Source organism: Nocardia sp. NPDC050697, assembly GCF_040654395.1.
Taxonomy (GTDB): Bacteria; Actinomycetota; Actinomycetes; order Mycobacteriales; family Mycobacteriaceae; genus Nocardia.
On sequence record NZ_JBFAHY010000008.1, the window covers coordinates 34407 to 47415 of the forward strand.

Consider the following 13009-nt stretch of genomic DNA (forward strand, 5'->3'; position numbering starts at 1 on the left):
CTTTGAAATCCTCTCCGCAGTTTCGTCAAAGGGAGGCTGACTGTTCTACAGGTAGATCAGCGCGCTCTGGTCGATGTCGCCGGAAACGACTCGTCCCCGTCAAGGTGACAACGTCTGGCCCGCCCCTTATATACTGCCGAGCATGGCGCCCGTTGATGAGCCGGAAGAAAAGATTCCGTCAGGTAAAAGTCGGACCAAGAATAGTTCCGCGCACACTTACAGAACAGTGGACGGCTCGCGCCAGAACGTCGTTTTAAACGACGGTGTGAATCTAAGCGTGCCGCCGCGCTTTCGGCGGCTAAGATCAGTAGTTGTTACGGTTGTGGCTGTGGCACCGGTGCTCGCCGCGCCGGTAGTTCAGATAACTACTGACTTCCTAACGGATGCACGCCTGTCTGTTGATTCATGCCTTTCTGTTGTAGATCCGCCTGGTAGGGCGAATTTGGGCGATTCGATCGAATTGCACGCTGAGGTTCATCGCGATAACTGTGTGCTGAGATCGGCAGAGAACAAGAAGCGGCTACTTGCGCAGCACATGCCAACCGGAAAGCTATTCGAGTTAAAACTATCGTCCGACAAAGAGGCTGTTGTCGTTGAGCGTGGGACCACGAAGAAGCCCATGCCAGAGGACGGAATGGCTACCTGGTCCTGGGCGGTGCGACCCAGCGTTGCGGGAATGCATCGTTTCGCTGTTGTTGCGATAGTTTATGACTCAGAGACGGATAGAATGGTGGATGAAAGCGACCCGCAGTACTTTACCGTGGATGCTGTACCGACCAATGCTGGTCTGATCTCCGGGATGTGGAATTGGTTCGCGGGGCTCCCTGGGGTGCTGGCAGGTGTCGCCGCGCTTGGTGCGCTCGCCACTGGTCTCTTGCTGAGGATTAGGGGACAGCGCACTCAAACAGATGGCGAGGGTGATCAAGGGGCTAGCTCAGGGCGAAGCCGGATATCGACTCAGTGATGCATCACTCGTCGGCCTCGACGTCCACGACCTTTGCCCGGTTTCGCGCACCTGGGTAACCGAACAGTTTGGAGCGAATCCTCGGGGCACTCAAGGCGGGGTTCGGTTCGGAACTTTCGCCATCGTCATCTTGATGGGTTGCCCGACAGGCTCCGGTACGTTGGACGATGCGTTGTCCGGCTGCGAGTTCGTTCAGTCAGGCGTTGCGAGGTGGTAACCGGATGGGAGGGATCAGCATGGCAAAGCGGCGGCTCGACGCGAGAGCGACTCTGCCCGACAAGGACGCGCTACCTCCTGGAGCGCATCGGGATCTCGTGGTCGGCTGCTTGGCTTTCCTCGACAGCAGATCCGGGTACATCTCGTACCGCAAGCTCTCCGAGATGATGAAGGAAGAAGACGTGCCTGCGACTGCCTCACCAAACACGATTTCCGATATAATGAATGGCCGCAAGCTGGGCACGTGGCCTGTTGTACAGTCTCTCATAATGGTACTCGGCAAAAATGTCACGTTCGAGGCCACTTCTTTGAAAGGGGAATTGCACACGGCCAAGCAGCTTTGGGATCGGGCCTCAAATCCGGCGACAGAGTCGCTTACGCAGCAGATCGAAGTCCATCGAGAACGTGGGGGAAAGGATTATCTGACTTATAAGCCAACTATGGCGGAGACGTCAGATCTGAATCCCTTCAATTTGCTGTATATCAATATCGTCTTCTCGGTGGTTCTGATCTGCACCCGTGGTCCGTTGCACGGCGAGACGTTCTGCATCAGGAAAGGTCAACCCCGACAGCTCGTAATCGGGCGTGATCCCGAGTGCGACCTCCACTTGGAAGAGAAGTCTGTGTCGCGGAGGCATGCGATTCTCGATCTCAACCGAGAATCGAAGGCCTGGGTACTACGAGATGACTCAAGCACCAACGGAACCTACGCGAATTACAAGCGACTCGAAGGCGGAGAAGCGAAGCGGCTGGCGTGCGGTGACATAATTCACATCGGAGCCAACCGATTCACCTTCATCGAAGGAAAAGAATGGAACCAACTCACTCAATATGAACGGAGTCGGATGCTTCCGATATAGCCGAAGTAGGAATTGTAACCCAACAAGGCAGGACAATATCAGTGCCAGGGCCCATTTTCCAGAATCCAGCGAAGGAGGCCGCCGACCATTGCGGTGACTGCACCACGCGTGACGGCAGGAAGCAGGAGGCGGTGCAGCTCGCGCTTCTCGGTCTGATTCTTTTTTTCACGCATGACCCAATCGTAAAATGTGCAATCTTGGGGTTATCGAAATTCTTCAAAGATGCGCAAACTTTGATTTCAATGCGCAAAACTGAGCGATGATGCGCACTCTGCAACACGCTTCGGGCTCGGCGTTGAGGGCGTCGCCGCCGTAGCGCGTCTTCGATGTACGACGAGCCGTCTCGGTCGCGGACGAAGAGCAGGTGCCTGACCCACGGCAGCCCCCAGCCGACCGCCGACGAGGACAACATGCGGTGCTCGACCCAGTTCTGCTTCAGATGGCCCGCCACCGCGACGAACCCGGCCACCGCGTAGTCGACAACCCGCCAGTTCTCCAGACCCTGCCGCTCCTCAGCAGTGTTCGCCGCGCGGTCGTCGCGCGCCAGCGGCGCGGGCGAGCCGGTGTTCATCGGTGCACCTGCGGGATCCGTCCCACGCCCGCGTACAGCGAGACTTGTGCGTCGAGGTGAGCCGCCAGCGACGCGACACCCTCGCCGGGGGGCTGTTCCTCGCCGTTGTCGGGCCAGCGGTGCGCGGGCACGATCCCGGGGTTGAGGAGTTCGAGACCGGTGACGAATGGCGCGACCTCGTCACGAGTGCGCAGGTGGACCTCGATACCGTGGTCGCGGTAGACCTTGACTACCGCAGCGGTGCCGGCCTCGTCGAAATCCCCGGTCGCATGCGACAGACCCAGATACGAGCCCGGTGGAAGTCGCCGCCGCAGAGCGGCCACGATCTCGTAGGCCCGCTCGTCACCGAAGAAGTGCAGCACGGCCCCCAACGACACCCCTACCGGCCTGGTCAGGTCCAGGGTGTCGGCCAGCGCGGGAGCGGTCAGGATCGAGTCGGGGTCGGTGAGGTCGGCCTCGATGAAGGCGGTGCGCCCTTGCGGGGTGCCCACGAGCAGGGCGCGGGCGTGGGCACCCACGATCGGGTCATTGTCGACGTAGACCACCCGCGCGCCCGGGTTCACCTCTTGGACCGTCTGGTGCAGGTTCGGCTCGTGCGGGATGCCGCAGCCGAGATCGAGGAACTGATCGACCCCCGAGAGGGCGAGGTAGCGGGCGTAGCGGACTAGGAAGGCGCGGTTGTTCCGCGCGGCGGTCCTGACGTGGGGAAAGGCGGCGATGACCTGCTCGGCGGCGTACTTGTCGAGGTCGTACTGGTCCTTGCCGCCGAGGAAGTAGTTGTACACCCGTGCGGTGTGAGCACGATTGAGACCGAGATCAGGAAGACCGTCCACAGAACTGGAACTCCATTCGATATGTGAGGTCGGACATCGGATCCCCGCCGATGACACGAGGTCTGGCCGGATCAGTCCCAGGAGCCCGGCCCGGGTCCGATCGAGGCCGCCCACGCCGGTTGCCGGTAGATCGACGGCTCCCGTACCGGCGCGAGGTCTATCGGCCGGGCTGCGGCCAGCACGGTGCGGGCGGCTTCCTTAGCCGGGCAGTCGATCACGCTGCACCGCTGGTGGCGCTGCATCAGCTCGTATGCCTCGTCCACGGTCAGCTGGTAGGCGGGCGCGGCGTGGGGCCCGGTGACCGGAACCGGCTCCCTGGAGCGGCGGCGCGGCCACAACACCAGCCCGGCGCACCCCACGACAGGAGCCGCGCCGAGCACCAGAAGGGCGGCCTGCGCGGCGCTCATCGGGCCGCCTTGGATGCCTGGTGTGGGGTCAGTCGGGTCGGGATGGCGTCGTGCCCGTTGACGATGAGGCTCGGGCGCCGGGCGAGTGCGGCGGGCTCGACCGCGCAGGTCATCTGGGGGAACCTCGCGAGCAGGGCCGGTAGGGCGATCTCGGCTTCGAGCCGGGCCAGCGGCGCGCCGAGGCAGTAGTGCGGGCCGTGCCCGAAAGCCAGGTGCGTCTTGTTCTCCCTCCCGGGGTCGAACAGGTCGGCGTCGATGTGCACGCCCGGGTCGCGGCCGACCGCGGCGAGGGAGGCCAGGACGATCTCACCGCGCGCGATCGTGACCTCGCCGAGGTCGATGTCGGTGGTGGCGAACCGGAACGGCATGTGGATCAGGGGCGGGTTCAACCGGAGGGTCTCCTCGATGACCTCCGACCAGTCGTGCTGGCCCATGAACAGGTCGATCCGCAGCTGCGGGTCGGCCAGGACCGCCACGATCGCCTGATCGAGCAGATGAGCGGTGGTCTCATAGCCCGCGGTCACCAACAGCAGCAGCGTGTCGCCCAGCTCCTGCTCGCTGAGCCCGTCACCCTTGGCATCGCGGGCGGCGATCAGCGCGGTCGCGACGTCATCGCCGGGATGGGCGCGCTTGTGCGCGAGCAGCTCGGCCAGCACCGCATACAGCGAGGCGAAGTTCTGGGCCGCCTGCTCCGGGGTGAGCGTGGTGTCGAGAATCGCCGCGGTGTGCTCGCACAGGCGCCGGGCGCGCTCGGAGGCCACGCCGAGCAGCTCGCAGATCACCCGGCTCGGGACCTCGTCGGCGAACCCCGCCCGCAGATCCACGCTCGCACCGGCCGGGGCCGCCGCGAGCTGATCGCACAGCTCGGCCACGATCGCGGTGATCCGGGGCCGCAGCTCCTCGATCCGTCGGCGGGTGAACGCCGCCGACACCAAGGTCCGCAGCCGCCAATGCTCGGCACCGTGAGCGGTCAACATGCTGGACACCGCCACCCACGGATACATCACCCACGCCCGGGTCGCCTCGGAATCGAACTCCGGCCAATGGCGGCGGGCGTCCTTGGAGATCCGCGGATCGGTCATCAACGACTTCAGCAGCGCGACGTCGGTGATCGCCCACGCCCACACACCGCCCGGTAGCACGACACGTGCTGCCGGACCGGCGGCACGTAACTGCGCGAGTTCGGTAGCGAAATCGGCTCCGGTCAAGGTCAAGTCGGTCATCGGGCAGCTCCTTCGCGTGGCCTGAGCGGGGGCATGGCCAGCTCACCGATATCGGTGGCGGGAAATCGGACCTGGAGTTCGGCTATGGCGCGGTGGAAGGGTCCGGGCCGCCAGCTCGGGGCGTGGCCGGGCGCGAGTTCGAGTTCGGGGAGCGCGTCGAGCAGCTGCTCGATCGCGCGGGCCACGATCACTCCCGCGACCGCTTGGGCGGGGCAGGCGTGCGGTCCGGCACCCCAGGACAGATGCGCCCGATTACCCCACCCGTCGGGGTCGTGGGCGGCAGCAGCGGGGTCGCTGTTGCAGGCGGCCATGCTGATCACCACCGGCTCATCGGCGGGCAGCCACACCCCGGCCAGCTGCCGAGGCTGGCGCGGGTAGGAGATGCAGAAGTTCGGTAGCGGGGTGTCCTTGGCGAGCACCTCTTCGATCGCGTCGCGGATCGAGAGCCCGCCCCCGAGCAGCCCGGCGGCAAAACGCTCGTCGCTCAGCATCATCAGCACCGTGTTGGTGATCAGGTTGCAGGTCGGCTCGGTTCCAGGCCCGAGCAGCAGCGCGGTCTGATCGACCACCTCCGCGTCGTTCAGCCCGGCCGGGTGCTCGACCAGCCGCGACATCATGTCCAGGCCAGGCCGCGTGCGCTTGTCCCGCGCGACCGCATACAGCGCCGCGCCGAACCTCGCCCCGGCCTGCCCGTCTCCATCGAGCATGCGCGCCATCTCCAGCCACACCTGCTCGGCCACCTCGGATTCGATGCCCAGCAGCTCGCACATCACCCGCACCGTCAGCGGGAAGGCGTACTCGCCGCGGAGCTCGGCGCTACCCCGCTGGCAGAATCGGTGGATCAGCGCCTCGGCCGCCCGGTCCACCGCCCGCTCCACCGAGTACAGATCCACCCCTGCCAGCGACGCGGTGATCGCCTCCCGGAATCGTGCGTGCGCGGGCCCCGCCGACCGCAAGGCGTTCTGACGCGGGGCCAGCACCGGGTAGACCTCGCTGTCGCGCTGCGCGGTCCGCTCCCACCGCGAGGGGTCCGCCGGGAAACGCTCGGGATCGTGCAAGACCGCGAGCGCCTCCCGATACCCGACGACCAAGGTCCCCGGTACCTGCGGGGCGAGCCACACCGGGACCACCGGCCCGAACTGCTCTCGCATGTGCCGGTACGCGCTGTGCGGGTCGGCAGCGAACGCCCGCGAGAACAACTCCACCCGTGATTCGTCTGCTGTCGCGCCGGGGCTTCTGGGCATCTGGCCTGAAGCAACGAGGAGCGGGTCTTCACTGCGAAGGTGAGTCGCTTGGTGCGACGGCATGGGTCTCCAGTTCCAATTGAGGGTCATCGAGTAGTGGGCGAGTCCGGCGATGGCCTATGGTCGTGCTCGCGTTCAGGTCGAGCGCATCGAGAGAGAGGCAAGAAATGGCTGTGGCCAGCACTGAAAGGCACACCCTCATCGGTGATGTGCACCTTCTGCTCACCGACGACCAGGGCCGGACCCTGTTCGGTCGGCGAGCGGGCACCGGATACGCCGATGGGGCATTCCACCCGCCCTCGGGGCACCTCGAGGCCGAGGAATCGGTGGTCGAGGCGCTCGTGCGCGAAGCTGTCGAGGAGATTGGTGTGCAGATCGCGCCCGAGGACGTCGAGTTCGCGCACATCATGCACAACAGCTCGTCCGGTGGCCGCGTGGCTTTCTTCTTCCACGTTCGGCGGTGGCAGGGCGAGCCGACGAACATGGAGCCCGACAAGTGCGATGCGCTGGAGTGGTTCGGCCCCAGTGAGCTGCCAGCGGACATGATCCCGTACTGCCGGGAAGCGTTGGGCCACATCTCGTCCGGCAAGTCTCTGTCGCTTTACGGCTGGTGATCGGTGACGGTGGGGACCGCTTCGCCTCTCTCTCCGGCCCCCACCGTCGTTAGACCTCGTCAGATGAGCTGCCACTCATCGAGCGAGGCGATCAGCTCCTCGAGCCGCTGCGGGGACAGGTGCTTCTTCGCAGCGGCTTCGGGGGATTCGGTGGTCGCCCCGTATTGCCACCAGGACTCGCCGTTCTTGGCGTCCATGACCAGGAACCGGTCCTTGATGGCGGGGCCGCGCAGGACCAGGGACACGGTGCCGGGTTCGGCGACCACGGCGTGAATGGCGTTGTGATGCAGCGCGTAGCTGGCCCCGACTCGTTCCTGCCGGACGTGTACCGCATGCAGGCTCGACACATCGATCTCGGTGCCGAGCTCGGCCTCGCCGTAGAGCCGGTGCCGGTATTCCCCGCGCAGGATGTGGCTGGCGTAGGTCCAGCGGTGGTTGTGGGGCCGGTCGTGGTAGCCGGGACCGAAGATGTGCAGGCGCAGCCGGATCCCGGATTCGAGGTCGTCGTGCAGGACGATCTTGTCCAGGATGTCGTAATGCTCGCACAGGGCGACGAGAGCGGGAGTGTCGAACAGTCTGGCCAGCGCACCACGCAGGAGGTAATTCGGGGCGGTGAGCAACTCGAAGGATTTGCGTGTCGCCGATTCGACGGCGTCCACGTCGTTCCAGTCGAGCGAGCGCAGGGGTTCGATGACGGTTTCCATGGTGTGCACAGGGGTCTCCTATTCGGGTTTCGCGCTGGATTTCCACAGTCGGCAGACCGGCACGATGTCGGGGTAGGCCGAGCACGACGAGGCACCCATGACCAACTCCTCGGCGGGGCAGCCGCCCATGCAGGCCGACGCCTTGCAATCGCCGCATGCACTGCCGACGAGGGGTTGGGTGCACAGGTCGAATTCGTTGACTTCGCTGTCGCGGTTGAGCAGCACCCGACCGTCACGCATCACGGCGTAATAAGTGTCGGTATCGAACAAGTAGCTGCACACGTAGCAACGCCCGTCGGGAAAGATGGAGATGCGGTCGAGCGTGCGGCCTATGCAGCCCTGATAGCCCTCTCCGGCGAATCGGTCCATCTGATCGCGGCGCGCATAGGTGGGCTGGAACCACACGCGCGACTTGTATTCGGGAGCAACCCGTTCGAGCCGCTCGCAGAAGCTCACCCATTCGAGCGGGTTCATCGCCATATCGGCGTTGCCGTGGCCCGTGCCGATGGTGGAGAACACGTGGAACTTGACGAGGCTCGCACCGATGTCATCGGCGATATCGAGCAACCGCAGGACGTCGCCTTCGTTGGCCTTGTTGACCGTGCAGATGATGCGGGTGTCGAAGCCGCGCTCGCACAGTTCGGCGCTGGTCTCCATTGCTTGGTCGAAGGTGCCCTCGCCGCGGACCGCGTCGTGGGTGGCCGCGCTGCCGCCGTCCATGCTGACCTGGACGTAGGCGAAGTCCTCGGGGGTGAGCTGGGCGAACTTGCGGCGGGCGATGGCTTGAGCGTTGGTGGTGGTGATGACGTGGCCGTATCCGATGGTCTTCGCTGCGCGGATCGCCTCGGCGTACCAGGGGTGCAGGGTGGGCTCGCCGCCGAGGATGGTGAGCTTGTCGCCGCCGAGCTGCCGCCAGGTGGTGAGGGTGTCGACGATCTGCTGCGGGGTCATCTTCAGCGCCCGTTCGAGCCGTTCACCCATGTAGCAGTGCTCGCACCGCAGCTGGCACGCCTCGGTGATGTAGAGGTAGACGTTGCGGAATCGGCCGTAGGCGATCTTGTCGACCCGGTGGGGCTCGCGCTGGTCGGCGTTGCGTGGCATGCGGGCGTGGCCGTAGGTGTCCGGGCGGAACGTGGGGAATCCCAGAGGAGTTGTGCTGGTCACGCGGTGGTGCTCCTAACGATGAGCAGGGGCTCTACGATTCGTGCGACAGTCGCAGCGGCATCGGCGGCATCGACGGAGTTGGTGGCGATGCCTACCCGGTCGAACGCAGCACGCACGTCTTCCACCGTGTCGTCGTGGCGTTTGGTGCGGGCGGCGAACAGCGACGGCGCGTCGCCTCGCCGCGGGTGCAGCAACGAGCCGCAGTTCCCGCAGGTCCATCCGCCAAGCTTCGACGGAGTAGCCGGAAGGCGAGGATCGGCCGCTGGATCGTGCTCGCACCGGTGGCAGACTCGGCGTGCGCGGGCCCTCTTGCGCCTGGCCGGCGCATCGAGCACGAGTTCGATCGGCTCGAATATGCAGTCCGGCGCGAGTACCCGCGTGGTGTCCAGCAGCATGTCGACCTGCTTGCCGGTTCCGGGATAGTTGTCCAGGAGCACTGTGCAGATCCGCGAGTTTGCCGCTACAGCGCTCAGGTACTGCCGCACCGCTAGATCCACGACGTCATCGTCAATCCATCCGAGGTCACGGGGCCCATGGCTGGCTGTCTGCCTGACAATTTCGGGGGAGACGTGTTCGCGTAGCCGAAATACCTGACGGTCGGGACTTTTGCCGAGTGCGAGCGTGAGGGTTGTCTTGCCGGATGCTGGTGGCCCCAGGATCGGCACCAGCAGAGATAGCGCCATGTCGCCCCTTCCGCAGGTCTCATGTCGGACACCCACACGATCGCCGCGACGAGCGGGAAATGGCTATACGCACTATGGGTCTCGTGAATCTGCGGATATGCAGCAGTCGTATACGCGCTGTATATCGGTGGTGGTACCGTCAAAAAATCGTTGGGGGAAAGGCATGGTCGCGGAGGCGGGGCAGATGGCGCGAACGACCGGGAACAGGCGTGAATGCCCGGAGTGCGGGGCGCGGATGAGCCGGTTCAACACCGGCACGACGTGCAGCGGTTGCGCGCGAGAAACACCCACTGTCGGCGCGCCCGTCATGTCTGCGGAGTTCTGGGCCAGTGATCACATGCGCGATGCGCTGGCCTCCTGGCACATGGGCAGGGTGATTTTCGCCTTCCGCACACATCCGATGCACGAGTCCCCGATCACCCAGCTCGACGTCGCGAATTGGCTCGACATGTCGCAGGCCACGCTGAGCCGGATCGAGACCGGCGTCGCCCCGGAAATGATGTCCAAGCTCGTCAAATGGGCCACTGCTCTTCACATCCCGGAGGAGTTGCTCTGGTTCCGTCTCCCGCGGCGAGACGCAGCGACCGAAGTCGACCGTCGACAGCTGCTCGTTCTCGCGGCAGCGTCCGTCGCCTCGGCAACAGCCGAGGACATTCTCCCCAGCAGCAGTCCAGCCGCCGACGACTTCGACGCCTCGGTCCCAGCCGTCGAAACAGCATTCTGGGCAGCGGGCAACGTCGGCAACGATCAGCCGCTTCGCGAGATCGGCGAATTGGTGATGCTCGCCAGGCGGATCACAAAGCTCCAGATGGCCTGTGAATACGCGACGCTCGCACCTCTGCTGGCACCGGTCATCACCGATCTTTACCGGCAGGCCCACGGCGGAAGACCCAGAGACCGCCGTACAGCGTGGGATGCGTTGGCCCAGGTTGCCTCCGAGACGTCGGTGGCACTGCGCGCACGTGGCTACTTCGGGGTCGCGTGGACCGCCGCGCAGGCCGCAGAATCTGCCGCCAAACGCATCGATAGTCGACAGGGCATCGCTTCAGGCGCCTACGTGCGTAGCCAGGTTCTGCTGGCGCGACCCGAATCGTTGAAAGCCGCTCTGGACTGCGCCGTTCATGCCGCCGCGCTGGTCGGGCCGGAGGCAGCTACCGCCCCCGAGATACAGACCGTCGGGATGCTCCATTTGCAGGCGTCTCTGGTCACCGCCACCATGGGAGGCAGCCCGCACGATCACCTTGCTCAGGCCGCCGAGCGCGCAGCTCAGCTCGACCGCTCGACCATTGATGACCCGACGACGATCGTCGGCAATATCTCGTTTGGCTCAGCCAACGTGGCACTGTGGAACATGACGGTGGCCATGGAAGAGGGCTCACCAGAGCGAGTACTTGATCTTGCCCAGCGCCTCGATCCTCGATCGTTGCCCACTGTGGGCCGCGCCGCGCAGTACTTCGTCGAAGTGGGTCGTGCCGCGGCGGCTCGCGACGACTACGCCATGTCCCTGGACGCGCTATTGCGAGCCGAGCGCATCGCGCCTCAACAGGTTCGCAAGATGGACACCGTGCAGGAGGTGGTGGGTCACATGCTGGGCAGGGCCGGACGCGACCTTGTTACGGGTGACCTCGGCAAACTCGCCACCCGGGTCGGGGCCGGGGCGCTGTAGCGCAGACGTAGCGGCCAGCGCCTGCCAGGATAGGGACATGGGTGAGCGCGCTAGAGTTCTGTACGCGATCGTGACTGGAGCCGGTGGGGCGGGGGACGTCGGCGAACTCGTGGATCTTGCGCAGGCAGACGGTTGGGAGGTGTGTGTGATGGCCTCCCCCAACGGAGCTCGGTTCATCGACGTCGACGCGCTGGCAGCTCAGACGGGATATCCGGTTCGGTCGGAGTTCAAGGTTCCGGGCACCAAGGACCTGCTTCCACCGCCTGATGCGGTCATTGCCGCGCCGTTGACGACAAGTTCGATGGCGAAATGGGCAGCCGGAATCGGCGACACATTGCCCCTTGCGTTGTTGGTCGAAACGGTTGGCGGCGGGCTACCCGTCGTGGCGGTTCCCCACGGACGAGCAGCTCAATTCCAGTTTCCTCCAATCGCTGCCGCACTCTCCAGCCTCACCGACTGGGGCGTGCGCTTCATCCGGATCAACGAAGGCGATCCGGTGCCCTGGTCAACCGCGCTCAAAGCCCTCGACTAGGGTGCAGACGGCCACGCGGCTGGCCCGCCGCCCAGTGATGTGGCGTTGCATGGTCGACCTCGGGAGCATCGAGCGTCAGGGGTTGTCGAACTCTCCGCCGCGTACGCCGTCCACAAACGCAGTCCAGGCAGCAAGGGAGAACGTCAGAACTGGGCCGATTCCGTTGTTTTTGCTGTCCCGGACGCCGGTCTCCTCGGCGAAATGGCAGACCTCGACACAGTTCGCGTTCGCGTTGCTGTAGCTGGATTTGAACCAGCGGGCGTTGGTCATCTCTTCTTCATCTCCTTCGCTGCTTGCGCGATCAGCTCCTTGGACTCGGTGGCGGTGCGAGTTGCCTGCTCGATGGCGTCGAACGCGGCGCGGTAAGGATCGACCTGCTTGGTGTCTGCGGTGTAGAGGGCACCGGTCAAGCCTTCGATGTACACGGTCGTGGGCTCGCCGACATCGGGGAAGTCGAGCAGGACGAACGGGCCGCTCAGGATGCCGTAGTGCATTCCGGCGGCCACGGGAATGACCCCGAGGGTGACGTTGGGCAGATCGGCTACCTCGAGCAGCCGGTCGAGTTGAGCTCCCATGACAGCGCGACCGCCGACGGGCCGGTTGAGCACGCCTTCCGGGAGGACGATGTGCCAGTCCTGCGGATCGTCTTCCCGGGTCAGGAGAGCTTGCCGGGTGAGCCGGAGTCGCACCCGGCGGTCGACCTCCTCGGCGGGCGCATCCGGTCGGCCGGTGCGGATCAGGGTCCGCGCGTAATCTTCGGTCTGGAAGATGCCGGGAACGAGTTCGCTCTCGAACCAGCGCAGCCGGTCGGCCGCTGCTTCCATCCCGATGTAGATGTCGAACGCTTCCGGGATTACGTCTCCGTACTCGTGGTACCAGGACTTCGTCTTCGCGGCGATGGCGAGCGCGGACAGGGATTCGGCGAGATCCGGTCGCGCGTACAACTCGGCCATGTTCTTTGCGTCGAGGCCGCGCAGCCCGCTCAACCCTTTCTCAATCCGGTTGAACTTCGACAGCGACCATTCGAGGCTGTCGGCAGCGGCTTGCTGCGTCATCCCCGCGGCCTCGCGCAACTCGCGGAGTTGACGAGTCAGCTTGCGTCGCGCGACTTCGCTCGTCTCGGCCATTCACGCGCCTCCCTTTCGTGTACAGCCCGAAGGCTACCAGTCATTTTGACTGACGTATGAGACGAGAACACCGTCGCCTACGTACTTCATAATGACACTCGTCTAATGAACATTTGTCGTTTAAAAACATTGCTGAATGACATATGTCATGTTGTACTGAAATAGCAGGTCCGGCCCGCGTAGAGGGGCCGTTCGGACTAT

General features: G+C 64.6%; 15 protein-coding genes. 5 read left to right on the top strand and 10 right to left on the bottom strand.

Features of this window, described 5'->3' with window-relative positions:
- Window positions 1-142: 142 nt before the first annotated feature.
- Window positions 143-964, top strand: a complete 822-nt coding sequence (locus AB0H71_RS25340; protein ID WP_357025673.1) for a hypothetical protein — start codon at window positions 143-145, stop codon at window positions 962-964.
- A gap of 221 nt (window positions 965-1185) precedes the next feature.
- Window positions 1186-2040 (top strand): FHA domain-containing protein, encoded by an 855-nt coding sequence (locus AB0H71_RS25345; RefSeq protein ID WP_357025676.1) that lies wholly within the window; start codon window positions 1186-1188, stop codon window positions 2038-2040.
- Here the strand turns inward: AB0H71_RS25345 and AB0H71_RS25350 are convergent.
- From AB0H71_RS25350 to AB0H71_RS25370, 5 genes are all read right to left on the bottom strand, one after another.
- Window positions 2003-2611, bottom strand: coding sequence for a hypothetical protein (locus AB0H71_RS25350; RefSeq protein ID WP_357025679.1), 609 nt, complete (start codon window positions 2609-2611; stop codon window positions 2003-2005). The two genes, AB0H71_RS25345 and AB0H71_RS25350, sit on opposite strands and share 38 nt — an antisense overlap.
- Window positions 2608-3444 carry an SAM-dependent methyltransferase gene (locus AB0H71_RS25355; protein ID WP_357025681.1) on the bottom strand — a complete coding sequence of 279 codons (837 nt, stop codon included), beginning with the start codon at window positions 3442-3444 and terminating at the stop codon, window positions 2608-2610. Before AB0H71_RS25355 ends, AB0H71_RS25350 begins: the two co-directional genes overlap by 4 nt.
- Window positions 3445-3515: 71 nt before the next feature.
- On the bottom strand, window positions 3516-3851 hold the full coding sequence (locus tag AB0H71_RS25360; RefSeq protein WP_357025684.1) for a hypothetical protein: 336 nt from the start codon (window positions 3849-3851) through the stop codon (window positions 3516-3518).
- Window positions 3848-5074: a cytochrome P450 gene (locus AB0H71_RS25365; RefSeq protein WP_357025687.1), complete on the bottom strand. Its 1227-nt coding sequence runs from the start codon at window positions 5072-5074 to the stop codon at window positions 3848-3850. The genes AB0H71_RS25360 and AB0H71_RS25365 overlap by 4 nt, the downstream gene beginning before the upstream one ends.
- Complete coding sequence (locus tag AB0H71_RS25370; protein ID WP_357025690.1) at window positions 5071-6279, bottom strand: cytochrome P450; 1209 nt, start codon at window positions 6277-6279, stop codon at window positions 5071-5073. Before AB0H71_RS25370 ends, AB0H71_RS25365 begins: the two co-directional genes overlap by 4 nt.
- Before the next feature lie 212 nt (window positions 6280-6491).
- On the opposite strand from AB0H71_RS25370, the gene AB0H71_RS25375 reads away from it, so the two are divergent.
- On the top strand, window positions 6492-6932 hold the full coding sequence (locus tag AB0H71_RS25375; RefSeq protein WP_357025693.1) for an NUDIX domain-containing protein: 441 nt from the start codon (window positions 6492-6494) through the stop codon (window positions 6930-6932).
- A gap of 59 nt (window positions 6933-6991) precedes the next feature.
- Here AB0H71_RS25375 and AB0H71_RS25380 read toward each other — a convergent pair whose 3' ends face one another.
- Genes AB0H71_RS25380 through AB0H71_RS25390 form a run of 3 tightly spaced genes read right to left on the bottom strand, consistent with a single transcriptional unit; the run spans window position 6992 to window position 9483 of the window.
- Window positions 6992-7636 (bottom strand): hypothetical protein, encoded by a 645-nt coding sequence (locus AB0H71_RS25380; RefSeq protein ID WP_357026316.1) that lies wholly within the window; start codon window positions 7634-7636, stop codon window positions 6992-6994.
- 18 nt (window positions 7637-7654) lie between these two features.
- Window positions 7655-8800 carry a radical SAM protein gene (locus AB0H71_RS25385; RefSeq protein WP_357025696.1) on the bottom strand — a complete coding sequence of 382 codons (1146 nt, stop codon included), beginning with the start codon at window positions 8798-8800 and terminating at the stop codon, window positions 7655-7657.
- Window positions 8797-9483 (bottom strand): hypothetical protein, encoded by a 687-nt coding sequence (locus AB0H71_RS25390; protein ID WP_357025699.1) that lies wholly within the window; start codon window positions 9481-9483, stop codon window positions 8797-8799. The genes AB0H71_RS25385 and AB0H71_RS25390 overlap by 4 nt, the downstream gene beginning before the upstream one ends.
- Window positions 9484-9718: 235 nt before the next feature.
- Here AB0H71_RS25390 and AB0H71_RS25395 point away from each other — a divergent pair, with 235 nt between their 5' ends.
- Together AB0H71_RS25395 and AB0H71_RS25400 are read left to right on the top strand one after the other, a co-directional pair.
- On the top strand, window positions 9719-11149 hold the full coding sequence (locus AB0H71_RS25395) for a helix-turn-helix transcriptional regulator (protein WP_357025702.1): 1431 nt from the start codon (window positions 9719-9721) through the stop codon (window positions 11147-11149).
- A 37-nt stretch (window positions 11150-11186) separates the two neighbouring features.
- Window positions 11187-11681 (top strand): flavoprotein, encoded by a 495-nt coding sequence (locus tag AB0H71_RS25400; protein WP_357025705.1) that lies wholly within the window; start codon window positions 11187-11189, stop codon window positions 11679-11681.
- Window positions 11682-11756: 75 nt separating this feature from the next.
- On the opposite strand, the gene AB0H71_RS25405 is transcribed toward AB0H71_RS25400, so the two are convergent.
- On the bottom strand, window positions 11757-11951 hold the full coding sequence (locus AB0H71_RS25405; RefSeq protein ID WP_357025708.1) for a DUF397 domain-containing protein: 195 nt from the start codon (window positions 11949-11951) through the stop codon (window positions 11757-11759).
- Window positions 11948-12808, bottom strand: coding sequence for a helix-turn-helix transcriptional regulator (locus AB0H71_RS25410; protein ID WP_357025710.1), 861 nt, complete (start codon window positions 12806-12808; stop codon window positions 11948-11950). The genes AB0H71_RS25405 and AB0H71_RS25410 overlap by 4 nt, the downstream gene beginning before the upstream one ends.
- Between the last annotated feature and the right edge of the window lie 201 nt (window positions 12809-13009).

Coding starts and splice junctions, on each gene's coding strand:
- AB0H71_RS25345 (WP_357025676.1), top strand. CDS start 1,186: ATGGGAGGGATCAGCATGGCAAAGCGGCGGCTCGACGCGAGAGCGACT.
- AB0H71_RS25405 (WP_357025708.1), bottom strand. CDS start 11,951: ATGACCAACGCCCGCTGGTTCAAATCCAGCTACAGCAACGCGAACGCG.
- AB0H71_RS25410 (WP_357025710.1), bottom strand. CDS start 12,808: ATGGCCGAGACGAGCGAAGTCGCGCGACGCAAGCTGACTCGTCAACTC.
- AB0H71_RS25390 (WP_357025699.1), bottom strand. CDS start 9,483: ATGGCGCTATCTCTGCTGGTGCCGATCCTGGGGCCACCAGCATCCGGC.
- AB0H71_RS25360 (WP_357025684.1), bottom strand. CDS start 3,851: ATGAGCGCCGCGCAGGCCGCCCTTCTGGTGCTCGGCGCGGCTCCTGTC.
- AB0H71_RS25380 (WP_357026316.1), bottom strand. CDS start 7,636: ATGGAAACCGTCATCGAACCCCTGCGCTCGCTCGACTGGAACGACGTG.
- AB0H71_RS25340 (WP_357025673.1), top strand. CDS start 143: ATGGCGCCCGTTGATGAGCCGGAAGAAAAGATTCCGTCAGGTAAAAGT.
- AB0H71_RS25395 (WP_357025702.1), top strand. CDS start 9,719: ATGAGCCGGTTCAACACCGGCACGACGTGCAGCGGTTGCGCGCGAGAA.
- AB0H71_RS25400 (WP_357025705.1), top strand. CDS start 11,187: ATGGGTGAGCGCGCTAGAGTTCTGTACGCGATCGTGACTGGAGCCGGT.
- AB0H71_RS25365 (WP_357025687.1), bottom strand. CDS start 5,074: ATGACCGACTTGACCTTGACCGGAGCCGATTTCGCTACCGAACTCGCG.
- AB0H71_RS25350 (WP_357025679.1), bottom strand. CDS start 2,611: ATGAACACCGGCTCGCCCGCGCCGCTGGCGCGCGACGACCGCGCGGCG.